This is a genomic window from Acinetobacter sp. ANC 5414 (assembly GCF_013004295.1).
Classification (GTDB): domain Bacteria; phylum Pseudomonadota; class Gammaproteobacteria; order Pseudomonadales; family Moraxellaceae; genus Acinetobacter.
The window spans coordinates 45657-68560 of the sequence record NZ_JABERM010000003.1; the positions used below are offsets into that span (position 1 = coordinate 45657).

A 22904-nucleotide genomic window follows, 5' to 3' on the forward strand; every position below is an offset into this window, starting at 1 on the left:
TCACTTCTGCTTTATTCTGAGGATCATTCACATCACATCTAAACTTTTGAGCTTTCGCAATTGAATTGCTTCAGCAACGAAAAAGAGTGTTTAAATCTGGCAACCATATTGCCTAAATTTTAAACACCCTTTTCACTTTACATACGATTAAATTAAAAATTCACCTTGACGCTAAGTCCCGCCACCCAAGCATCATCAACCTCCTTCACGCCAGAAGGTTGGTAGATATATTGCAGGTTAGGTCTGAGCATCACCGCAGGTGACCATTGATAGGTATAGTTCAACTCAAGATTGAGTTCGTCATGTTGAATTGGGACATAATCGCTGGCTAGCGCGTCATAACTGTAATAACCACGGCCTTCGTTGGTGGCTATTTGCTTATCCGTCACACGGTCATTCACCACATAGTTAGCTAAACCCAAGCCAATCGAATCATTGGGGCGACTGTCAAAAGGGCCTTTATACCAAAGTGCCAGCTGTTGTGTGCTTTCTACAGCGGTCGTGTCTCGGTCATTGATGACCCCATTAAAACTAATATATAAACCACGTTTAGAATCAGCTCCGTGTTGAGTCAGTTGTTGTTGAGCATTCAACCAGAAACTATATTTGCCATTCTGCATTTCACCGCTTTGCAAATCTTTGGCTTCGGCCGTTGAATACAGCACACCTACTTTATATTCGCCCGGTAAAGCGTTAAATGTGGCAAGTTTAGGCTTCCATGCCAGTTCAACCGGAATCGTGGCCCCTTCGACATTGTCCATATCGAGGTTAAAGCCATCACTGTCTGAGTCTGTTTTGACATTGTCTGGGTTGACTTCATAGACACCAACACCAAGCGACCAATCCGGTGCAAATTGATATTTGAGGTTTGTTCCCCATAAGCTGACAGGCCAGTTATACCAAATCGAACCGATCGATTTTCCAAGTTGCCCACCACACAAAAGTAAGTTCTGAAATTCACATTGTGAGCTGTTAAAGTCATCGGACATGCCCATCCGACCAATCTTAAATTGGACACGGTTGTCGTCAAATCCTGTTTTGATCCATGCTTGGGTTAAACGCCAGATTTTTCCGCGGCCGTAAATTTCCTGGCTGTTACCCAAGGTGCTGGCACGTGGATCTTTAATGCGTTCAAGCGTTAAGGCGTTACCATCTCGCTTGGTCACCATGATTGCTGCGGTGGTATTTTCCCAACCTGCAATTTTGTTTAAATCAAAATTAGCACCTAAGGTCAACTGTGCGGCATTGTCAAAACTTCTGTCATCGTTATAACCACCAGCCAAATTGGTAGCTGCCTGGCTCATAACCGATGCTGTAAATTTATAACCTTGATCTTCCAGCTGCTTTCGTTCACCATTCCAATCACCGAATAACCATTGACGATCTGCCGAATAAAATTCATTGGCTGAAGCAAATTGGCAACCGAGTAGCGCCAAAGACAGTGTGCCAATTTTTACAATATGTGTTTTTACAATCGATGGTTTTAATAATTGTTGTTGCATAACCAAACATCCTTTTTTGTGAGGAAAGCTCACAAAACGTGAGCTTTACATGCAGTTTTTTTTATTTCACTCGAACAGCTGGGCTCAGTTCAGAAGTCGCACCCAAATGGTCTGTGACATTGGCTGTCACATTGGCCACACCACTTGCTACTTTCCACGTTGCTTGACCTTTACCTTGTGCATTGGTCGTTACAACTTGAGTACCTAAATACTGCTCTGCTTCTTGGCTATTCGCCTGACGATTGGCAAAGAACTCAACATGGTAGCGTTGATTCGGTTGCGCCTGAACTTCAGCCATGACTTGACCTTTGCTATAACTCAAACGCGGTACCTGAATGTTCTGGTTTGGCATAGCGTTACAGCCTTGTTCATTCGGCTGTGTACACGTTTTTTGCAGTTTCGCCGCTTCAATTACTACACCGCCACCACGAGAACCAACAAAACCTGCATGTTCTAAAGCTGGCACAGCAAAAACAATGGCACCTAAACGCTGATTGGGTACACATGAACCACCCGCTTCACAGCGTTTAATATCTTTAGCGTTATTCCAAATTAAATTTTTGGTCAAAGTTGTGCGTGCATTGGCATCTTTTTCTGAACGGATGGCAATCCCAAGACGGTTACCGTGAACTTTGTTGCTGTCAAAAATGTTGCCATCACCCGTAAGGTTAAAGCCAATCGAGTTGTTCGTCAGTTCGTTATAGGCGATATAATTGCGCTTGCCCCAGTTGATTTGTAAACCATCAGAGTAGTTTTCAAATTTGTTACCCACCACGGCATTGTCATTGCCCCACAGGATTTCGATACCCTGAGATGGCTCTGGATTGGCTTTGGTTGAAGTAAACAGATTATTGGCCACAAGGTTAAATGCTGCACCACGGGTAAGTTCAAGACCATCACCGTTATCCACAAACAGGTTGTTCAGAACTTTATTATTATTGGTGGTGGTTGAGGTCGGATTGCCCTTGCCATCATCACCGGTCAGCATCACGCCCGAACCACCGTAGTTATTACTGATACGGTTATGTTGAATCAAGTTATTGCTTGAGCGGTTCACCAAAACGCCAATACAGAAACGACGAATATCGAGCCCTTTTAAAGTCACACCATTCACATCTTGCAGAACCAGACCAGGTAAAGTCGTGGTACGGACATTGGTGCCATACTGTTCAGGGTTTGCCCCCGGACATGCTTTAGCCCCCTCGCCTTTAATATAGTTTGAACCATCAATCGCAATAAACTCGCCCGTTTTGTCCCATTGCGCCCCAATGATCTTCACTGAAGACTTAATCGGCGGTAGAGGCTGATTCAGCTTAATCGCATAGGGTGCTTTACCTACAGCTTGGATTTGAATCTCATTTTCTTGCATCGCATTGGTATTAGATTGTTCAATCGCCCAACGTAGTGAACCTTTTGCAGTATCGTCCTGATAGCGATCCACAATATAAGTTTCTGCACTGGCTAAACCTGAAGCCGCTAAACTCAAAACCAATGTGGTGAGACGTAAGGTTGATGATTTCATATTTAAAATCCTTTTCTATCCTTGAACATGAAGAACGTAGTGCAATTAAGGGGTCGGTTGTACTGTTTTTAACAACTGTTTGAGTTGGGTCACATCAATTTGACCCGGCGCAGATGCTTCACCAATCATGCCGAAACTTAAACTGCCGCCCATATTGGCAGTAGCGACACGTGAAATCGTACCCAACTGCCCCATCGACATGGTCAGCAGTGGTTTTTGACTTTTTTGACTCACAGCCAGCGTGGCATTCATGAGGGTAAAGACATCTTGTTTTGACTTTGGCATCACCGCAATTTTAAGAATGTCGGCACCCATCTGATCTTGTTTCAGCAGTCGGTTTTCAATGTCTTGTTGCTCAGGTGTTTTGGCAAAATCATGATTCGACATGATTACCAACACTTTCTTGTCATGCGCCAACTTGGTTAATTTCGCTACACTTCCAGCATTGCGGAACATTTCGATATCCAGCAATTGCATAAATGGTTTTTTCAAATATTCACGATAAATTTTTTCATAGTCTTGGTCAGACACCGTCATTTTTCCACCTTCATTATGGGTACGAATGGTCGCGATCAACGGTTTCTCTTTTAAAATTTGATTCAGCTGTTGACCCAATGCAATCACTTTTTTGGTGTCGGCAGAAAATTCCAGTAAGTCGATGCGAAACTCAGCCACATCTGCATTTGGATTACTGGCAATCACCTGTGCTTGAGCAATCGCCTGCTCTGCTGTTTTTGCGGTAATTGGTACAATGGTTTTGACAGGTAAGTCACCAATATTGAGGTTTTTCACCACATAATGTCGCACACTTGATTGAACCGCTTCTGCTGCAAATGCTGGCATTACCGCTAAAACAGCACTGCTTAAGCAAAGTTGCATCGCAATTTTTTTAATCTTAATCATTACATTTCCTTGTATTTACAAACTTATTGCCTGACTTCAATCGTCAGCAGCAAATATACGTAGGATGGATGAAATGGGTCATGCCATCACCACGCATAAACTTTAATCATTTCAACAAGAGCAGTAATGAAATAGCTACTCTTACCAATTCCGACAATTAGATATCTAAGAAGACCGTTTCGTCTTCGCCTTGTACACGAATATCAAAGCGGTACACCACTTCACCATCATGCTCTTCACGTTTTGCAATAAGCGTTTGACGACGAGGTGCCCACTCAATGCCTTTCAGTACAGGATCTTGTGCATTGGCTTCAGCTTCATCTTCAAAATACACACGCGTATTCAAGCCAATGTTAATCCCGCGAGCAAAGATGATCAGTGCAATATGTGGGGCTTGAGTTGTACCTTTACGTCCCGGAACAGCACCAGGTTTAATGGTATTGAAACTCCAAAAACCAGTTTCAAAGTCAGCCCCTGTACGTCCCCAGCCGAGGAAATTTGGATCGACTGCTTTGCCTTGAATATCGGCCGCACTTGGATACACACCGTTGGCATCGGCCTGCCAGATTTCAATCAGTACATCGCGTAACGGCAAACCTAAACCGTCAAACACTTGACCTTCCAAGCGAATACGTTCGCCTAAAGTTTTTTCTTGAACTAATTGATTGTTGAAGTTGTTTTCAAACACTTCGATGTTGGCTTGTTGTGGCAACAAACCAATGTGTACGTATGGCCCACCTGTTTGAGATGGGGTTTCATGCAATTCCTGAAAATTCCAATGGTTCATGTTGTTCTCCCTGAATTAAGTCAAATCATTTTCGAAATAAGTCGCACGACGACCACGTAAAGTGATGTCAAAACGATAACAACGACTGTCTGCTTCAATAAAATTGCTCTTGTCTTCAAGGGCAATCAGCGCGCGACGTTGTTCTTCCGAAGGAATTGTTTTAATAATCGGACATGAATCAATCAGCGTATCGCCTTCAAAATAGAACTGCGAAATGAGGCGCTGCGCCCAACCATCCGCAAGTAAAGAGAAATGGATATGCGCTGGACGCCATTCATTGATACGGTTACGCCAAGGGTACGGGCCTGGCTTAATGGTACGGAATACAAAATAGCCATTAGCATCGGTCATCATGCGGCCACAGCCCCCAAAGTTCGGATCCATAGCACCAATAAACTGATCATTTGGATGGCGATAACGACCTGAAGCATTGGCTTGCCACACTTCAAGCAAAGCATTTTTTACAGGACGCCCAAACTGATCACGGACATAGCCATGCACAATAATGCGCTCGCCGATCGGTAAACCTTCTTTGGCATAGTTCAAAATCAAATCATTATCTTTAGGCCCAAACTGCTCCGCACTGAACTGTGGTGAGGTCACTTCAGTTAAAGTTTCTGCAATTGAAATCAAAGCATTTTTTGGCGAGCGTAACACACTGGTTTTATAGCCGGGTGCGTATGCTGGCGGATGATCATTGGTATTGCGTTGTGCATAAGCACCTAAAATAAGTTGCGACATCTGACGTCCCTCTTAATCTTGTTCAATTACTCTTGGTTTGTTTATTCTTGGCTTAACTGCTATTCACTCATTTTTTGCGGCGCAATGCCCAAATCTGCAAAAACCTCTTCTGCCATATGCATGGCCGCATTTGCTGCGGGTAAACCTGCATACAGTGAACAGTGCAAAATCAACTCTTTTAAGTCGTCCTTGGTCACGCCATTGTTAAAACAAGCACGTAAATGCATACGCAGTTCGTCTTCACGGCCCAATGCCAATAAAACGGCAATGGTGACTAAGCTACGGGTGTGGCGCGGCATGCCTGGTCTAGACCAGACTTCGCCCCACGCAAAACGACTAATAAAGTTTTGAAAATCGGCATTGAAATCATTCAAGTTCTCAAGTGAACGACCCACATGCTTTTCACCCAGCACTTCGGTGCGTACGGCGATTCCTTGTTCATAACGTTGTTCATCATTCATGGCAGAAACCTCAATTAAGTCGCATCCGTATGTGCAACCAGTGATTTAACAAAAATAGCGACTGCTGCTGCCGTTGCAGGAATTAAGAGCAGACTTAAAATGGCAGTAAACGACCAGTCATTACCAAGTAAAACTGCGCCGATCCATGCACCAAATACAGCACCGAAACGACCAATTCCAGACATCCACGCCACACCTGTTGCACGGCATTGCGTTGGGTAAAAACGAGCACTTAGTGCTGGCATAGCCGACTGCGCACCATTAATTGCAGCACCTGCACAAAGCACTAAAATGGCAAGTAATGTCGGGCTGGCTAAGCTTTGCCCTACAGCAAATGCAAAGATCCCAGCGACAAAGTAAAAGCCTGCAATAATGCGGTTTGGATTGAAACGATCCATTGCCCAACCAATAAATAATGCACTGAGTACACCGCCAAACTGGAATAAACCACCGATAAATGCAGCACGTTCCATGGTTGCGCCAGTTTCACGCATTAAGGTTGGTAACCAACTGGTAAGCAGATAAATCATGACCAAACCCATGAAATAAGTCAGCCACAGTAAAACTGTACCTTTGACATATTTCTGAGAGAACAACATACCAAACACGCCTTTCTTCTCGGCACCGTTAGTTTCTTCTTCAGGCACATGAAACTCGGTTGCACCCTTTACTTGAGTCGGTGCAATACGTGACAAAATTTGATGTACTTTTGCCTTATCACGACCCTTCACAATTAAGAAACGATAGGATTCTGGTAGGAAGAAAATCACTACTAACATCAAGATCAATGGCGACCAACCGCCTAGTAAAAATAGGCTGTGCCAACCAAATGTCGGAATTAACCAACTACTGATGAAACCACCTGTTGCCATACCCAAGTTGTAACCACAGAACATGCAAGTGACGAGCAAAGAGCGAGAGCGCTGTGGGCAATATTCAGAAAATAGCGTAGTCGCATTTGGCATCGCTGCACCCAAACCAATCCCGGTTAAGAAGCGCAAGACCACCAGGGTATTCAGGTCAGTTGCATAGGCGGATGCAAGAGTAAAACCGCCAAAAATCAGCATCGATACACTTAAAACAATCTTGCGTCCAAAACGATCAGCCGTCGGACCAGAGACCAGTGCACCAATAATCATGCCGCCTAAGGCTGCACTCATGACTGGACCCAGTTGCGAACGGTCTATGCCCCAGTCTTGTGCCAAGGCTGGAGCAATAAAACCCATTGCCGCAGTATCAATACCATCAACAAAAACAATGAGAAAACATACAATCGCAATCAACCACTGATATTTGCTAATCGGTGCATCATTAATCAGTGCTTGTGCGTCTATACTCGTTTTTTGAGTAGCGTATTCCTGAGACGCCATACCTGCCTCCTTGGGCTGAAAGTCCTTTTAAAAATCTTTAAACTATTGAATCGATCCAATAAACTGATTGAGAGTTTGGTTAAACAGCTCAGGTTGCTCAATATTGGAAAGATGTGATGCATCAATCACCACCAGTTCACTCGTTTGAATCTGTTGTTGCATAAAGACGCCATCTGCCAAAGTCGTAACTGGGTCAAATGCGCCTGCAATCACTAACGTTGGAATCTTAATCTTCTGAATATCTGCGCTCAAATCTGCCTTAGCCAAGGCTCGACAAGATTCTGCATAACCTAGTACTGGCGTAGTGGCTAAAGACTGAATAGTGCACTGCGCCAAAGCATCGTATTGATAATCAAACTGCTCACTAAACCAACGTGTATGCGTAGTCGCAACCAAATCCGCTAAGCCATTGGCCGTCACGGCATCGGCACGTGCATTCCAACCTTCAGCAGTCCAAATTTTGGCTGCTGAGTTCGCCACAGTTATGCTATGAAAACGATCTGCATGGTGAATACCGAGCCATAAAGCAGTCATACCACCCATTGAAATCCCGCAGAAATGCGCTTTTTCAATGTTTAAACCGTTCAGAATATCAATCACATCTTCGGCAAGATTTTGTACAGTGGTCTGCTCAATCACATCACTTTGCCCATGACCACGCGTGTCGTAAGTCACCACTTTGAACTGTTGTTCGAAGGCAGCAACTTGTGGCTGCCACATGCCTTTATCTGTACCCAATGAGTTTGAAAATACAATCACAGGTGCATTGTCTTGCCCATTGATTGCAACGGATAAAGTCTTGCCTTGACGATTGGTCATCGTGATATTCACTTTGCCTCTCCTTTTGCTTCCTGCAAAACCGCATCAATCTGGTCTTGAATATTGCCGAGATATGACGCTGGTTTAAAAATTTCTGAAATCTGAGCTGCACTAAAATAGGCTTTGACCTGATCAAGCTCAGTAATGACCTCTTTTAAGTGAACACCTTTTTCAACGGCTGTTTTGCATGCTGCTTCCACCACATGATGTGCCTGTAAGCGCCCCATATGCGACGCCAAAGCCATCATGACCGCTTCTGCCATGATCAAACCCTGCGTACAATCTAAATTGCGTTGCATATTTTCAGCATTGACTTGCATCCCTTGTAAAACGTCTAAAGTCCGCTCCAAGGCACCTGCACAGAGTTGGAAAATTTCAGGCAATGCCAACCACTCTGCATGCCAAGCCCCTAGACTACGCTCATGCTCTTGCACCATGCTTTGGTACAAGCTCGACATCAACACGGGCACACGATTGGCCGCTGCCAAAACGGACGCCGCAGCTACAGGATTACGTTTATGCGGCATAGTCGATGAACCACCACGACCTTTAGCTGTAGGTTCAAACACTTCTGCAATTTCAGTTTGCATCATCAGAGACCAGTCACGCGCCATTTTTCCCAAACCACCTGTCACAATCGCTAAAGCACTTGCGATCTCTACGATACGGTCTCGCTCACCATGCCAAGTGCATGTCGGTATTGAAAGCTGCAACTGGGCCGCATATGCCTGAACCACAGCAGTACCTTGAATTTGTAAGGAAGCCAGTGAACCGACCGCACCGCCTAATTGCGCAGTAAAAACACGTTCTTTCATGGCTTCAATGCGTTCTAAATCCCGATGAAATGCCGAAGCCCAGCGTGCTAATTTATGCCCCAAAGTAATTGGTAAGCCTTGCTGCAACCACGTTCGTCCAATCATCACTTGTGAGCGATATTGCTCAGCTTTGATCAATGCAGTGCGGTAACATTGATGAATTAAAGACTCAATCTGTTGCAGCGCAGCTCGACATTGCAAAATACATGCAGTATCTAAAATATCCTGACTGGTTGCACCCCAATGCACATAACGCGCAGCCTCTTCATCGCGTTGTTTCACAATTGCAGTCAATTGCTTAACAAAAGGAATCGCGATATTGCCCGCTAAACTTGTTGCAACGGCTAAAACATCAAAATCAATCTGATCAATCGCAGTCTGCGCAACTTGGGAAATTGCGATTGCTGCAGATTCTGGAATGACACCGACCTGAGCCTGTGCTTGTGCCAAAGCAACTTCAGCCTCAATCATGTAAGACACCAAAGCGCGATCACTGAAAATTTCAGTTACCTCATTTTGGTAAAATAAGCTGGCATATAACTGGCTCATGATCCCTATCCTTAAATCTGCTTTAAACTCGCTGAATAATCAGTGCAATCCCTTGACCGACACCAATACACATTGAACACAGCGCGTAATGACCGCCGGTTTGTTCCAGCTGATTCAGCGCAGTCATCACTAAACGCGCACCTGATGCACCGAGGGGATGACCAATTGCAATCGCACCACCATTCGGATTGACTTTCTCTGAACCATCTTCAATGCCGAGGTCACGAGTGACTGCCAAGGCTTGTGCGGCAAAGGCTTCATTCAGTTCAATCACATCCATCTGCTCAAGCGTTAAACCAGTTTTCTTGAGCAGCTTTTTAATTGCAGGCGCAGGACCAAAGCCCATGATGCGTGGTTCAACACCAACTACGGTTGCGCCAATAACCTTGGCTCGTGGTTTTAAGCCATACTGTGCTACCGCCTCATCCGAAGCAATCAGCAGGGCTGCTGCACCATCGTTAATCCCTGAAGCATTCCCCGCAGTCACCGTACCGTCGGCTTTCACCACCGGTTTTAGCTTGGTAAGGGCTTCAAGGGTGGTCGAGGCACGAGGATGTTCATCAGTCGCGACCACGACTGGCTCACCTTTACGCTGTGGAATTCTGACCGGAATAATTTCTTGGTCGAAGAAACCACGTGCTTGTGCTGCTGCGGTACGTTTTTGGCTTTCCAGAGCAAACTGGTCTTGATCGGCACGGTTGATGTTGAACTGTTCCGCCACATTTTCCGCGGTTTGCGGCATGGTTTCCACACCATACATTTCTTTCAGCTTTGGGTTGATGAAGCGCCAGCCCATGGTGGTGTCTTCAAGTTTCTGGCTGCGGCCAAAAGCGCCTTCGGATTTACCCATCACCAGAGGCGCACGACTCATGGATTCCACCCCACCAGCAATAATCAGGTCTGCTTCACCGGCTTTAATGGCACGGGCCGCCATCGCCACAGCATCCAGCGATGAACCACATAAACGGTTCACGGTCGTTGCAGGGACCTGATACGGCACACCGGCAAGCAGTGCCGACATACGGCCGACATTACGGTTGTCTTCACCGGCCTGGTTGGCACAGCCATAAATCACATCATCCACTTTTTCAAAGTCAACCGATGGATTACGCTGCATCAGGGCTTTGATTGGAAGTGCACCGAGGTCATCTGCACGAACGGGTGCCAGACCACCGGCATAACGACCGAATGGGGTACGAATGGCATCGATAATATATGCATTTTTCATCTGGATTCTTCCTTAAGCCTGATCCGCATCAGTCGTGGCATCAATTAGTTTGGCACCAGTCAAGGACTGCAATTCTTCAAATGACAGACCTTCGACTTTCTCAATCACTTTCATACCTTCATCAGTCACGTCAATCACGCACAGGTCGGTATAAATGCGGTCTACACATTTCAGGCCCGTTGCTGGGTAGCTGAGTTCCGCGACAATTTTCGGTTCGCCTTTTTTGGTCACATGATCGGTGGTGATAAAGACTTTTTTCGCCCCCACCGCCAGGTCCATTGCACCGCCGACAGCAGGAATCGCATTCGGTGCACCGGTATGCCAGTTGGCCAGATCACCATTTTCGGCAATCTGGAAGGCACCCAGTACAGCGATATCCAGATGACCGCCACGCATCATCGCGAATGAGTCGCCATGATGGAAATATGCGCCACCCTGTAATAAAGTCACAAACTCTTTACCTGCGTTAATTAACTCAGGATCTTCTTCACCTTTCGCCGGTGGTGGACCAAACGCCAGCAGGCCATTTTCAGAGTGTAGAAACACATCTTTGTCTGAAGGAAGGTAATTGGAAATCTTGGTCGGCAAACCAATGCCCAGGTTGACATAAGCACCGTCTGGAATGTCTTGTGCCACACGCTCTGCAATTTGATCGCGGGATAGTTTGGTATAGCTCATTTTTTAATCCTCACGTAATTAAGCAGATTGCTCAAGAGGTTTAGTGCCAACAGCAACGACGTGCTGTACAAAAATACCCGGGGTAATAATGTGTTCAGGATCGAGTACACCCAGTTCTACCACTTCTGCAACTTGCGCAATGGTCACATCGGCGGCCATCGCCATAATCGGGCCAAAATTGCGTGCCGACTTGTTGTAGACTAGGTTGCCCCAACGGTCGCCCTGATGGGCTTTAATCAAGGCAAAATCGGCCTTGATCGGATTTTCCAGCACAAAATCTTTGCCTTCATAGTTCAGGGTTGGCTTGCCTTCAGCCAGCAAAGTCCCAAAACCGGTAGGGGTGTAGATTGGACCTAAGCCCATCCCGGCGGCCTGAATACGGCAGGCCAGATTGCCTTGTGGCACCAGTTCCAGTTCAATTTTTCCGGCACGGTAAATCTCATCAAATACATAAGAATCAGACTGGCGCGGGAAAGAACAGATAATCTTGCGCACTGCACCGGTTTTAAGCAACTTGGCCAAACCATAATCGCCATTGCCGGCATTGTTGTTGACAATGACCAGGTCTTTTACACCAAGCTCGATTAAACCATCAATCAGTTCAGCCGGTTGTCCCGCTGTACCAAAACCACCAATCATGATGGTGGCACCATCTGTGATGTGTAAAAGTGCTTCCATTAATGAGGCAGTGCTTTTATCGATCATTCGACAACTCCGTCTGTACGATGCATAACTTAAGATGGAAAAACCAAAACTCACGGTGAAAACTCAGATCATTTAGCCATAAATTTGAACAACTCAATCCTGAGTATTTTCATTTGAATTCCTTAAAATCATTTTTAATTCTTTTTTAGAAATGATCTACCGTTAAAGAGTAATTAAGTTCGATAGTTGTTTTTATTGTTCGGTGATCGAACATTAATTCAAAATATGAATTATATTATCCTTAAATACGATTAACCTTATTGATAGTTAGTAACTTATAAATATGAAAAGGTCAGCCATGGATGATGCTCAACCCAAAGTAATCAAAAACTTTCAAAACCCTGATAATCAAAAAATTATTCGACACGAAGATTTTATTGCAGGTATTAGCAAAGGCATGGCAATTTTAGATTGCTTTGGACCTGAACGTCAGCGTTTAAACATTAGTGTTGCAGCTGAAAGAACTGGCATGACCCGAGCCGCGGCACGTCGCCATTTGCTCACCCTAGAATATTTGGGATATCTGGATTTTGATGGCCACTATTTTTATTTATCTCCTAAAATTTTAAAATTTTCAGGTGCTTATCTAAGTGGATCTCAGCTTCCTAAAATTTGTCAGCCTTTACTTAATTTATTGACCAATCAAACTTCTCTTATTTATTCGGTTATGGTTTTAGATGGTTTTGAAGCCATTACCATTGCCCGAAGTGCAGCTCATCAACAGACCGACCGGGTCAATCCTTATGGATTACATTTAGGCAATCGATTACCTGCACATGCGACTTCCGCAGGCAAAATTTTATTGGCGCATCTAGAACGTGATGAACAAAAACTGTGGTTGGAAAAATATCCTCTAAAACGCTTAACTAAATACAGTTGCATTAATAATGAAGATTTCCTAAAACTTCTAGAGGAAATCAAGGAACAAGACTGGTGCTATTCTTCTGAAGAACATGAACTGGGCGTACATGCACTAGCAGTACCGATTTACAATCCCAAAGGTAAGGTCATTGCTGCATTAAATATTGTGTCACCTACTATGCGCACCACCAAAGAATATTTGATTCAGCAAATTTTACCTTTATTACAGGAAACAGCGCGAGAATTAAGGAATGTTATTTAAAAATTCAGTAGGGTTTCGAAAGTATGCTGGCTTTGAACAATACGATTATTCATATAAAAAAGTTAGATCAAATATTTTAAATTCATTTTTACTTTTTCCGAAAATTAATAATTAAAGTTTAATAAATTTTAATTATATAAGATCACTGAATTAAAAAATTAAAATGCAAGTATGAACTTATTGAGATGGTGTCAGCACAATTCACCACTTAACCTACTAAAAATTCTTCTAAATTTGATATAGTGATTCCCCTTGTTTACCCCTTGTTGATCTATTTCAGTCGTTCACCTTTCAGCGTCATACGATCAAAACTAAATACATGGGCAAAAGGGCTCTCAACGCACCGCCCCACTAAAGGTATTTTTTGATCTGGTTTACCATCCTTTAAAACCACATCAGAAGCACATATCGTACATGTACCTTTAAACTTTGTGACCCGAGTAATTTGATTTCTATCTTTATCCCGATACATTTCAAGATCAGCATGATCTTCAGCGAATGAAATAAAACTCATAGGGGCTTTAATTACACGATGCTCTGGTAAATTCCATAATGGAATTGCCCAGTACTTAAACATAATGAATGAAAAGAAAATCAGACAACTAATCCAGAATAAGTCCAACGATGTGAAAGATTGTTCATCACTAACCAATACCAATGAAAAAATAAAAACATAAATAGCCCAGCCAATCACAGTGCCAAAGAGTACGGTAATCATTAACAGCCCTCTCAAGCTCTTATTTTTTAACTCACCATTTTTAAAAATTAATTTATAAAACCACGACAGTTGAATGTCGACAGGATTATTTCGCTCATAATGAACAATATTATCTTCAGGACTCTGATTATCTTCATCAACTTCAGCTGTAAATTTTTTTATTTCCAACCAATATATTCGCTCATTCCCCTTCCCACCCTTAGTATCATTTGTATTTACAAATGGGATGTATCCAAGCTCATCAAACACTGCACTGTGCCGCTGAATAACACACTTTAGAAAATCATTTAATCGTGAGTCATTGATCCATTTTCCAAGTTCTTTAGAGTCCATCCTTTCCGCTGACAATTTTCCATCAACAGCAACTTTCAATTGATGCCTGGAGTAAGTAACTCTTTCGTCAAAACCACTCTTATAACTCTCAATTGTTTTTTCAAATAACACCTTTAAACAATCATACGCCCTGTTGATCGTAGGCTGGCTCACTAGTAAGCCATAAAATGATTTTAGTATTTTTATTTCTATTTCAGTCACTTATATACCCCGCTTACCCGTATTACCCCTGTTAATACGGTGTTTCAGCGATTAAATCACAGTCATAGTGAAGGAGTAAATTAACTTCCTAAAGGATTTGTACTCATGACTATGTATGTTGCTCTCAATGAAAATAATAATCTGGTCCAAATAGAAAATGTTGAACGTGGCTTAGCCTGTAAATGTACTTGTTTTGAATGTGGTGAAATTGTCATCGCACGCAAAGGTGATATCAAAGAACATCACTTTGCACATGCCAGTAATAAGGAAAGCTGCAACATTAATCCAGAATCTGTACTTCACAAATACGCCAAAGAAGTCATCTTAGAATCTATGGGCTTAATACTTCCTGCCGTCCCAAATACTGAAGACAATGAAGCTGCATGGTGGACATTTGAAAAAATCATTCCTGAATTCCACTTAGGTTTAATTCGTCCTGATTTAGCCTGTTATCACAATAATGAACCCGTATTCATTGAAATTGCTGTCACACATTTTATTGATGAGAATAAACTTAAGATCATTGAATCAATGAACGTTAAGACCTTAGAAATTGATTTATCGAACTTGCTGCTGACTGAACTTGTTATACCAAGTGAACAAGCGAAAAAAATGATTCTTGAAAGTTTGGATAATAAAAGTTGGCTTTATCCTCAAGCCCCAAAAATGATTAAAGACGAAGCTAAAGACAAAGTTTCTGCAAATCTTCTTGAAGCAACTGCACAACTGGCAAAAAACACGATTACCAATGTTTCATCTTGGGAAGACTATCAATTTACCATCAATGGAATATGGGTACGTGCTCGCAAATTTTCGAGTGGGATGCTATCTGTGAGCTGTACTTACAACCCTGAAATCATTGTGATACTAAAGCAGTGGCGCAATGAAGGTGGCGGCCGTTTTGATCAAAGATATCGTTCATGGAACTATTGGCAACCGTTCTCTGCTACCGTGTTAGAAAGGTTAGAGCAAATGCACATACCCAAAAAAATAAAGCACCACTAAGGTGCTTTATTTTTTTATTCGTAACTCATATAAATTTTCTAATCATGAGTTAAAGGCCTACTAGTTTTAGCTGGGTAACATGATTTAATAAAATTTATATATCTAATATTGTTAAATAATTAACTCATACATATTGCCCAGAAAACTCTTTAAATGCATTCGTAACAGCAAACTCAACATCATTACCGAGCGCTTTGAAGTGTTCTTTACCACATGCAATTTTGGCTTTTTCAGTTGGACGGAGAGCATCTGTGAATAGCGTACTTTTAGTTTCAACAACAAAATAAAGCTTTTCTTTTCCATCCACTTCAATCAAAACGGCCCAGTCCGGATTATAAGTTCCTAGTGGAGTATCAATTTTGAACCAAGCAGGAAGCTTTGCATAAAGCGTAATATCATCACTTCCCTCAAATGCATTCGCAAATTCCAGCTCTATATCGACTACTAAAATCATAGGAAGCTGTTTTGTATATTTTTTTATGTTAGTACTTAGATTTAGCCTAATGCTGTACTATGCTTTGTATACATAAAGATATGAATAATAGATACCAAGTCATTAGTAGTAATACTTTTCTTCATAGAGTAGTCTATATATCTTATTGTTTATATATCATAAATATATGCACCACACATATAACCCAAAAAAACAATTTTAGATAGGTTCTCCTACCATATTTATATATAAATCAGAATAACACCTTAATTTTTTTAGCTGTGATTTTTAGATAAAACCAGGAAATAAATTAAAAAAATCTCTTGCACATAATAACCCATGATCGCCATCATTAAAAATAATTTTCACACCCAATTAGCTTATCTATTCAAATTCAATATATCCACTTATTAACCCAAACAGTGATCTTTTTAAAATAATTTGAATATCTTATAAATATAAATATAAGCGTTAAAATTTATCATCAGAAATACCAAAGCAATCTTACCTGAAGATTACTCTAAAAATACAAGTCTTGTCTCCCGCTCCCTTCTCTAGTTCTATTTTGCATGTATTACAAAAATTACGTTTATGCATCCCAATCTCAACAAGAATTATTCTGAAAAATTATCACTCAAAGTACTAGGTAAAAATCATGCATTACTTATACCCAGAAACAGCAGCAACATTGGGAAAATTTTCAGAACTAGTACTGATATAGCATATCCATAAACACAAAATCGCGGGTAATTTTCTATAAAAATTTCCACGAAGCTATAGGGAATCATAATCTTTAAGAAACACCTATAAATCACCAATAATAAAAGGATAATGATATTGATTTATAATAATTTTTTTATAAATCAATAATTATAAACTCTACAAAATATCTACATAAATTATTCATAAATTCTACTTTATTAAATAAATAATCTTTATGAAATTACATTAAAATATCTGTATAATTTGTTAAAATTTTAACAACGGTACTTAAGAATGCTTAATGAAGATTTTGAAAAACAGTACAAAGAATATTTTAATGATTTTGGAGAAAGAGGCTTTACACTTGCTTGGGTCTATTTTGCTTGCAATCCAACTAACCTACAACAAGATGTATCTCAGGAAAATCTACCTGTCAGTCTCCCTAACAATGATATGATTAAAAATGATGTTATTGAGCAAATCAAAAAGCAAAATAATCCCAAAGAGACGCTTGAGCTTACTCACCTATTTATTAAAAATATGATTATTAAAGATGATTTCCTGAAGTCTATAGATAAGAAAGATAATATTCTTATTTCATATTTAATTATAAATATTTTAAAATCACCAATATTAACTAGTAATTATCAAACATCTCCAGAAAATCATGTTATTAAACCATCTTTAAGTTCAAATACTCAAACAATTTTAATTCCAGAATCAAACAAATATGAAAGCTTAAATAAAAAAACTAAATTAATTAAATCACCAGATCAAAAAAATATTCAAATCCCTATAATCAATCATCTAAATAAAATAAAACAATCTGATGATCTTTTTGATATTTTTATATTCTTGTTAGATAAATATGAAATCACCTTAAAATACAAAAAAGAGTACTTATCTAATTTATTAAACCATTATGAAACAATTAAGAATAATAAAAAAATTTACAAATGGATAGATCAAAATAACCCTGAACAAATTCAATGGATACTACATTACTTCCAGAACATCTTGAAATTCCAAATTTATTTATACCCAATAGATTATATAAAAACTATTAATAGGAAATGTAATCATTATGAAATTGTTTTTTTACTACTAGCTGAACTACCAAATTTTAATAAAGAACTAACGATTCTAAAATTAAAAAAAGCATGGTCTCAACAGAAATTTAGGATGAGTGGAAAAGCTAAGAAAGCTTATCACCTCCCTTTGACAAAAGAGACAAACAAAAAACTCAAGACTCTTAGTGAAGTACTGAACAAGACAGAAAGCCAGATTTTGGAAAATCTGATTGAAGAAAAATATCGAATAACCATTTTAGATGAAAATGGAAGACCAAAATATTAAGCATAATTCTCATACCAAGGAGCTCAATCCTTGGTAGATTTACTCATTTTAATTAAACCAAACCCTGACCATTTCTCCATACCACTCCATTAGCCTTACCCTCTCATCCCAGTAATGTGCTCGGTTATATGCTGAGCGAATTCTGTTTTGAGGCACATGAGCAAGCTGACGTTCAATGGCATCTGGGTTAAACAAGTTCGACTCATTAACCACCGTACTGAACAGTGATCTAAAACCATGTGTGGTCATCCGACCTGCATAGCCCGAACGTTTGATCACGGCCAAAATAGACTCGCTACGCATAGGTTCTTTGTTATTTAAACGATGTGGAAAGAGGAGTTCCTGATTATGAGTAAGTCTCAAAGCCTGAAGCTCAGTAATCATCATGTCCGTCAACGGCACACGATGTGGAAGTCGATTCTTCATACGCTCTTCAGGGATATCCCACTTACGTCCTTCTAGATCAAATTCCTCCCAGCGTGCTTGCAGCAACTCACTAACCCGAACGCCTGTCAGCATAATCAGAATAATGGCATGATGTGTTTGAGCATCACTTGGGTATGCTCTAACCTTCCTTAAAAACTCAGGCATCTCAGCAGCAGTAAGCGAAGCTAAGTTTTTGACTCTTTTGTTCTTGAGAGCATAAACCAGATCACCTGCCGGATTATCATAAAGATAGCCATGCGCAATTGCGTACTTCATGACCATGCCACAACGAGACAAGGTACGTTTTGCAATTTCAAGCGAGCCTCTGGCCTCAATTTTCTTAATGATTTGCAAAATCTCAGGTGCTTGAATTTGGTTAATACGCTTATTAGCAAGAGCAATATAAAGCTCATCCAATGAAGCTCGAACATTACTGATATGTTTGGATGACCAGGTTTCTTTTTGATTATTGAACCAATCCTCTGCGACTTCCTTAAAATAAGGCTGCTCCTGCTCGACCTCAGTCGTATTTTTGAGTTTATACCTAAGATCAAGCGCTATCTCTCTAGCACGCTTTAGACTCAGCTCAGGATAGATGCCTAATGCTTTTGACTTCCTTTGTCCATTTTCTGTATATCGGATAGACCAATATTTTTTCCCATTCGGATCGATTCGTAAAGACAGACCATTAATATCAGAAAGGCGGTACTGTTTTTCCTGCGGCAGTGCTTTTTTACACATCACATCAGTAAGTGACATATCTTTGTCCCACGTAATTAAACTTATTTAGTGGGTCAAATTGTCCCAATATTGACCCACAAACAGCAAATATAGGGTCAAATCATATCGGATAAACTCGGACAAACAGGCATAAAAAAAAGCCTTTAAACATTGAGTTTAAAGGCTTTTTTAGATTCCGATGGATTACTTCGGAAAGAATTTTGGTGGAGGTGGCGGGAGTTGAACCCGCGTCCGCCAGCATTACGCTCGAGAATACTACATGCTTAGATATCGTCTACTGTTTTAACTCTTTGTGACCCGACGAACAGGGTACAAATCGCGATCCTCTTAATTTAGTACAAAGCCCCGAGGCTTGACTTTATACGGCCTTGTGTGCGTGCGCTTCAGTCGGTCTCTCTAACCACAAGTATTCGGAGAGGCGGACAAGCTGCCCTTAGGCAGCTAGAGCGTATGATTCGTCGTTTGCGACTAAAAAATGCAAATTTGATTTACGAGAGAAAATGCGCTCTCGGCATGCATCTATGAGTTTCATCACCAGCGTCGAAGCCAGAAACACCCCCAAAGTACAAAGCGATCATAGCATAAATGTCAAAAATTACGACCTCTTTTCTGAACATTTACACAACTAGATGCGCTTAATTACATTATTGCGCTAATATTTTACTTTTCAAGTCGATTAAAAGAAAAATTTATGAGCTATTTACTTGCCCTTGATCAAGGGACGACATCCAGTCGTGCGATTATTTTCAACGAACATGGAGAAGTTCAGGCAACCGCTCAACGTGAGATCCATATCAAGACACCACATTCGGGTTGGGTGGAGCAAGATGCACAAGAAATATGGACGACGCAAATTGCTGTGGTGCAACAAGCACTGGCTTCTGCTCACATTCTTGCCAAAGACATTAAAGCCATTGGGCTGACAAACCAACGAGAAACCACGGTCGTTTGGGATAAAAGAAATAGTAAGCCACTCGCCCCTGCTATTATCTGGCAAGATCGCCGTGCAACCGAATGGTGTAACCAGCTCACACAACAAAATTTGCAGGATAAAGTTCAGCATAAAACAGGTTTACGCATAGACCCCTATTTTAGTGCCGGAAAATTGGTTTGGTTATTGGAAAATGTAGCTGGCTTACGCGAACTTGCCGAACAGGGTCATGTGGCTTTTGGTACGGTCGATAGCTGGCTGATGTGGAATCTGACCCAAGGTGCTGAACATGTGATTGAAGTCAGTAATGCTTCTCGCACCATGCTGATGAATCTGCAAACTCAAACTTGGGATGAAGAACTGCTTGAGCTGTTTAATATTCCTCATTTAGTTTTACCTAAAATCATTTCATCTGATAGCTACATTGCCGATACTGCAACCGGTTTACTTGGTGCCAATATCCCGATTACCGGTATTTTGGGCGATCAGCAATCTGCCTTGTTTGGTCAATCTTGCTTTGAAGTCGGTACTGCGAAAAACACTTATGGCACTGGCTGCTTTATGCTGTTTAATACTGGCCATCAGGTGCAATTCAGTCAAAATAAATTACTCAGCACACTTGCATGGCAATGCCAGGAGCAAACCACCTATGCGCTCGAAGGCAGCGTATTTATGGCAGGTGCGATTGTGCAATGGTTACGCGATGGTTTAGGGATTATCCAAAAGAGTAGCGAAGTGGAAAAACTGGCTTGCCAAGTCAGTGATACAGACGGTGTCGTTCTGGTGCCGGCTTTTACCGGACTGGGCGCACCGCATTGGGACAGTGATGCTCGCGCGTTACTGTGCGGGATGTCGCGCGGAACCAATAAAGCCCATATAGCCCGTGCAGCCTTAGAATCAATTGCTTTCCAAGTGTCTGACGTACTCACGGCGATGCAGGCAGACATTCATCATCCCTTGAAAGAATTACGCGTAGATGGTGGCGCCAGCCAAAATGATATGCTGATGCAATTTCAAGCGGATATTCTGAATGTACCGGTACTGCGTCCGAAAATGCTGGAATCGACTGCATGGGGTGCAGCCGCCATGGCCGGATTAAAAGCTGGCGTATTTTCCAGCATGAACGATATTTCGGCGTCTTGGAAATTAGAGCGTGCCTTTGAACCGAATATGAATGCAGATCAGCGCCAAAGTCGTTTAAGCCAGTGGCAAACTGCGCTGAAACGTGCCAAGTCAGATCTCTAACATTGTGAAATATAGTCTTGATGACAAAAAACCGCTGAATTCAGCGGTTTTTTATGTTTTAGAGGATCAGCATTAATGTGCGTGACCACCGCTATCCACGCCCAATTTGGGCCTTGGCGCGAGCCAAACAATCAGTGCTGCAAAAATAAAGACCAGGGTTAAAATTAAAAACACATGGTTGGCTGATAAAGTTAAAGCTTCCTTATCCACCAGACTGGATATATAATCCAGCGCTCCTTCTGAACTCATCCCCCTTTGCATCAAGGTATTTTGCACTTCAGCCACATGTAAATTGGAAACCATTTCACTCCGTGCAACTTTGCTATGATCATCCCAAAGCGTCACCGCAATTGAAGCGCCGATTGCTCCTGCCATGGTCCGCAGGAAATTCATCAATCCTGCGGCAGATGCCATTTCATGCGGTTGTACCGAAGCCAATGCCATATTCGACAACGGAATAAAGAAAAACGGTACTGCAAAGCCCTGTAAAATTTGTGGCCAGGCCAAGGCCATAAAATCTGCATCGGTAGTCCAGAAAGCCCGCATTAAGGTCACTATCGCCAAAAGGCTCAAACCGAAACTGGCCAAAATCCGTTGATCATATTTGGTTGCCATTTTTGCCACAATCGGTGACATGAGCAAGCTACCCAAGCCCATGGTCGCGGTTAAATAACCGGCCCAGGTGGCGGTATAACCCAAGTTGATTTGTACCCACTGCGGAATCAGCACGATACTGGAAAAAAATGCACCGAAAGCAAAGGCTAAAGATAACACCGAGAAGGTAAAGCCACGATAACGAAAGATCTGAATATTGACCACCGGATGCCGTTCAGTGAGTTCCCAGATAATAAACAGAATTAATCCGACTACGGTAATCACGGCCAAGACACAAATAAAGGTGCTGTTAAACCAGTCATTTTCATGGCCAAGATCAAGCATTAACTGTAGTGCGCCAATCCATAAAATCAGTAAAAATAATCCAATAGTGTCAATTCTAATTTTAGAAATTAACGTTTCCGCAGGTTTCAACAAGCGCAGTGCAGCAATCGCACAGAAAATTCCGACTGGAATATTAATAAAGAAAATCCAGTGCCAAGACAGGTTATCACTAATCGAACCGCCTAAAATTGGGCCAAGAATTGGTCCGACTACAGTGGTCATTGCCCACATGCCCATGGCTTGCGATTGCTTTTCTGGTGGAAAAATACGCATCAACAAAGTCTGACTGAGCGGCATGATCGGGCCACCAAACAAGCCCTGTCCAATTCGGCACATCACCAACATTTCCAAACTGGTAGATAAACCACAGAGAATGGAAAAAACCGTAAAGCCAGTCAGACTGATGACAAACAACCGTACTGCACCAAAACGTCCGGCTAACCATCCCGTCAACGGCACACAAATCGCTTCAGCAACGGCATAGGAAGTAATGACCCAAGTCCCTTGGGAACTGGAAACCGCCAAACTGCCGGTGATATGCGGCACTGAAACATTGGCAATGGTCATATCCAAAACCACCATGAAGTTGGCCAAAGCCAACACAAAGGCAGCAAGGATCAGGCGACCTCCTTTTAAATCACCAAATGGTACGTAGTTATTATTCATAGGTC

The 22904-nt window shown here is 41.8% G+C and carries 20 protein-coding genes and 1 other RNA gene; 4 read left to right on the top strand and 17 right to left on the bottom strand.

Features of this window, described 5'->3' with window-relative positions; genetic code table 11:
• Window positions 1-152: 152 nt before the first annotated feature.
• The 12 genes from HLH18_RS03035 to HLH18_RS03090 form a co-directional block, all read right to left on the bottom strand.
• Window positions 153-1502, bottom strand: coding sequence for a carbohydrate porin (locus HLH18_RS03035; RefSeq protein ID WP_171545737.1), 1350 nt, complete (start codon window positions 1500-1502; stop codon window positions 153-155).
• 61 nt (window positions 1503-1563) lie between these two features.
• Window positions 1564-3024 carry a NosD domain-containing protein gene (locus HLH18_RS03040; RefSeq protein WP_171545738.1) on the bottom strand — a complete coding sequence of 487 codons (1461 nt, stop codon included), beginning with the start codon at window positions 3022-3024 and terminating at the stop codon, window positions 1564-1566.
• Window positions 3025-3069: 45 nt separating this feature from the next.
• The gene (gene aroD, locus HLH18_RS03045) at window positions 3070-3927 is read right to left on the bottom strand and encodes a type I 3-dehydroquinate dehydratase (protein WP_171545739.1); all 858 of its coding nucleotides are present in this window, start codon (window positions 3925-3927) and stop codon (window positions 3070-3072) included.
• Between the two features lie 157 nt (window positions 3928-4084).
• On the bottom strand, window positions 4085-4714 hold the full coding sequence (pcaG, locus tag HLH18_RS03050; protein ID WP_171545740.1) for a protocatechuate 3,4-dioxygenase subunit alpha: 630 nt from the start codon (window positions 4712-4714) through the stop codon (window positions 4085-4087).
• A gap of 15 nt (window positions 4715-4729) precedes the next feature.
• Window positions 4730-5455, bottom strand: a complete 726-nt coding sequence (gene pcaH / locus HLH18_RS03055; protein ID WP_171545741.1) for a protocatechuate 3,4-dioxygenase subunit beta — start codon at window positions 5453-5455, stop codon at window positions 4730-4732.
• Window positions 5456-5514: 59 nt separating this feature from the next.
• Window positions 5515-5916, bottom strand: coding sequence for a 4-carboxymuconolactone decarboxylase (gene pcaC / locus HLH18_RS03060; protein WP_171545742.1), 402 nt, complete (start codon window positions 5914-5916; stop codon window positions 5515-5517).
• A gap of 14 nt (window positions 5917-5930) precedes the next feature.
• Window positions 5931-7286, bottom strand: a complete 1356-nt coding sequence (gene pcaK / locus HLH18_RS03065; protein ID WP_171545743.1) for a 4-hydroxybenzoate transporter PcaK — start codon at window positions 7284-7286, stop codon at window positions 5931-5933.
• A gap of 42 nt (window positions 7287-7328) precedes the next feature.
• Window positions 7329-8105: a 3-oxoadipate enol-lactonase gene (pcaD, locus tag HLH18_RS03070; protein WP_171545802.1), complete on the bottom strand. Its 777-nt coding sequence runs from the start codon at window positions 8103-8105 to the stop codon at window positions 7329-7331.
• 8 nt (window positions 8106-8113) lie between these two features.
• Window positions 8114-9469 carry a 3-carboxy-cis,cis-muconate cycloisomerase gene (gene pcaB / locus HLH18_RS03075; RefSeq protein WP_171545744.1) on the bottom strand — a complete coding sequence of 452 codons (1356 nt, stop codon included), beginning with the start codon at window positions 9467-9469 and terminating at the stop codon, window positions 8114-8116.
• 22 nt (window positions 9470-9491) lie between these two features.
• Window positions 9492-10697: a 3-oxoadipyl-CoA thiolase gene (gene pcaF / locus HLH18_RS03080; protein WP_171545745.1), complete on the bottom strand. Its 1206-nt coding sequence runs from the start codon at window positions 10695-10697 to the stop codon at window positions 9492-9494.
• 12 nt (window positions 10698-10709) lie between these two features.
• The gene (locus HLH18_RS03085; protein ID WP_171545746.1) at window positions 10710-11375 is read right to left on the bottom strand and encodes a 3-oxoacid CoA-transferase subunit B; all 666 of its coding nucleotides are present in this window, start codon (window positions 11373-11375) and stop codon (window positions 10710-10712) included.
• Window positions 11376-11393: 18 nt separating this feature from the next.
• Complete coding sequence (locus HLH18_RS03090) at window positions 11394-12080, bottom strand: 3-oxoacid CoA-transferase subunit A (protein ID WP_171545747.1); 687 nt, start codon at window positions 12078-12080, stop codon at window positions 11394-11396.
• A 298-nt stretch (window positions 12081-12378) separates the two neighbouring features.
• On the opposite strand from HLH18_RS03090, the gene pcaU reads away from it, so the two are divergent.
• Window positions 12379-13203 carry an IclR family transcriptional regulator PcaU gene (pcaU, locus tag HLH18_RS03095; RefSeq protein ID WP_171545748.1) on the top strand — a complete coding sequence of 275 codons (825 nt, stop codon included), beginning with the start codon at window positions 12379-12381 and terminating at the stop codon, window positions 13201-13203.
• A gap of 271 nt (window positions 13204-13474) precedes the next feature.
• Here the strand turns inward: pcaU and HLH18_RS03100 are convergent, their stop codons facing one another.
• Complete coding sequence (locus HLH18_RS03100; protein ID WP_171545749.1) at window positions 13475-14455, bottom strand: hypothetical protein; 981 nt, start codon at window positions 14453-14455, stop codon at window positions 13475-13477.
• 105 nt (window positions 14456-14560) lie between these two features.
• Between HLH18_RS03100 and HLH18_RS03105 the strand changes: the two genes are divergently transcribed.
• Window positions 14561-15460, top strand: a complete 900-nt coding sequence (locus HLH18_RS03105) for a competence protein CoiA family protein (RefSeq protein WP_171545750.1) — start codon at window positions 14561-14563, stop codon at window positions 15458-15460.
• 124 nt (window positions 15461-15584) lie between these two features.
• On the opposite strand, the gene HLH18_RS03110 is transcribed toward HLH18_RS03105, so the two are convergent.
• Window positions 15585-15914, bottom strand: coding sequence for a restriction endonuclease (locus HLH18_RS03110; RefSeq protein WP_214647247.1), 330 nt, complete (start codon window positions 15912-15914; stop codon window positions 15585-15587).
• Window positions 15915-16889: 975 nt separating this feature from the next.
• On the opposite strand from HLH18_RS03110, the gene HLH18_RS03115 reads away from it, so the two are divergent.
• Window positions 16890-17951, top strand: coding sequence for a hypothetical protein (locus HLH18_RS03115; RefSeq protein ID WP_171545751.1), 1062 nt, complete (start codon window positions 16890-16892; stop codon window positions 17949-17951).
• A gap of 48 nt (window positions 17952-17999) precedes the next feature.
• On the opposite strand, the gene HLH18_RS03120 is transcribed toward HLH18_RS03115, so the two are convergent.
• Window positions 18000-19136 carry a tyrosine-type recombinase/integrase gene (locus HLH18_RS03120; protein ID WP_171545752.1) on the bottom strand — a complete coding sequence of 379 codons (1137 nt, stop codon included), beginning with the start codon at window positions 19134-19136 and terminating at the stop codon, window positions 18000-18002.
• A gap of 183 nt (window positions 19137-19319) precedes the next feature.
• Window positions 19320-19678: a transfer-messenger RNA gene (gene ssrA, locus HLH18_RS03125) on the bottom strand.
• Window positions 19679-19809: 131 nt separating this feature from the next.
• On the opposite strand from ssrA, the gene glpK reads away from it, so the two are divergent.
• Entirely contained in the window at window positions 19810-21294 is a 1485-nt protein-coding gene (gene glpK / locus HLH18_RS03130) for a glycerol kinase GlpK (protein WP_171545753.1), read from the top strand.
• 72 nt (window positions 21295-21366) lie between these two features.
• Here the strand turns inward: glpK and HLH18_RS03135 are convergent, their stop codons facing one another.
• On the bottom strand, window positions 21367-22899 hold the full coding sequence (locus HLH18_RS03135) for a DHA2 family efflux MFS transporter permease subunit (RefSeq protein WP_171545754.1): 1533 nt from the start codon (window positions 22897-22899) through the stop codon (window positions 21367-21369).
• Between the last annotated feature and the right edge of the window lie 5 nt (window positions 22900-22904).

Excerpts from the sequence above, each read along its gene's own strand:
- HLH18_RS03035 (WP_171545737.1), bottom strand. The coding sequence starts at position 1,502 with ATGCAACAACAATTATTAAAACCATCGATTGTAAAAACACATATTGTA.
- HLH18_RS03040 (WP_171545738.1), bottom strand. The coding sequence starts at position 3,024 with ATGAAATCATCAACCTTACGTCTCACCACATTGGTTTTGAGTTTAGCG.
- aroD (WP_171545739.1), bottom strand. The coding sequence starts at position 3,927 with ATGATTAAGATTAAAAAAATTGCGATGCAACTTTGCTTAAGCAGTGCT.
- pcaG (WP_171545740.1), bottom strand. The coding sequence starts at position 4,714 with ATGAACCATTGGAATTTTCAGGAATTGCATGAAACCCCATCTCAAACA.
- pcaH (WP_171545741.1), bottom strand. The coding sequence starts at position 5,455 with ATGTCGCAACTTATTTTAGGTGCTTATGCACAACGCAATACCAATGAT.
- pcaC (WP_171545742.1), bottom strand. The coding sequence starts at position 5,916 with ATGAATGATGAACAACGTTATGAACAAGGAATCGCCGTACGCACCGAA.
- pcaK (WP_171545743.1), bottom strand. The coding sequence starts at position 7,286 with ATGGCGTCTCAGGAATACGCTACTCAAAAAACGAGTATAGACGCACAA.
- pcaD (WP_171545802.1), bottom strand. The coding sequence starts at position 8,105 with ATGACCAATCGTCAAGGCAAGACTTTATCCGTTGCAATCAATGGGCAA.
- pcaB (WP_171545744.1), bottom strand. The coding sequence starts at position 9,469 with ATGAGCCAGTTATATGCCAGCTTATTTTACCAAAATGAGGTAACTGAA.
- pcaF (WP_171545745.1), bottom strand. The coding sequence starts at position 10,697 with ATGAAAAATGCATATATTATCGATGCCATTCGTACCCCATTCGGTCGT.
- HLH18_RS03085 (WP_171545746.1), bottom strand. The coding sequence starts at position 11,375 with ATGAGCTATACCAAACTATCCCGCGATCAAATTGCAGAGCGTGTGGCA.
- HLH18_RS03090 (WP_171545747.1), bottom strand. The coding sequence starts at position 12,080 with ATGATCGATAAAAGCACTGCCTCATTAATGGAAGCACTTTTACACATC.
- pcaU (WP_171545748.1), top strand. The coding sequence starts at position 12,379 with ATGGATGATGCTCAACCCAAAGTAATCAAAAACTTTCAAAACCCTGAT.
- HLH18_RS03105 (WP_171545750.1), top strand. The coding sequence starts at position 14,561 with ATGACTATGTATGTTGCTCTCAATGAAAATAATAATCTGGTCCAAATA.
- HLH18_RS03110 (WP_214647247.1), bottom strand. The coding sequence starts at position 15,914 with ATGATTTTAGTAGTCGATATAGAGCTGGAATTTGCGAATGCATTTGAG.
- HLH18_RS03115 (WP_171545751.1), top strand. The coding sequence starts at position 16,890 with ATGCTTAATGAAGATTTTGAAAAACAGTACAAAGAATATTTTAATGAT.
- HLH18_RS03120 (WP_171545752.1), bottom strand. The coding sequence starts at position 19,136 with ATGTCACTTACTGATGTGATGTGTAAAAAAGCACTGCCGCAGGAAAAA.
- glpK (WP_171545753.1), top strand. The coding sequence starts at position 19,810 with ATGAGCTATTTACTTGCCCTTGATCAAGGGACGACATCCAGTCGTGCG.
- HLH18_RS03135 (WP_171545754.1), bottom strand. The coding sequence starts at position 22,899 with ATGAATAATAACTACGTACCATTTGGTGATTTAAAAGGAGGTCGCCTG.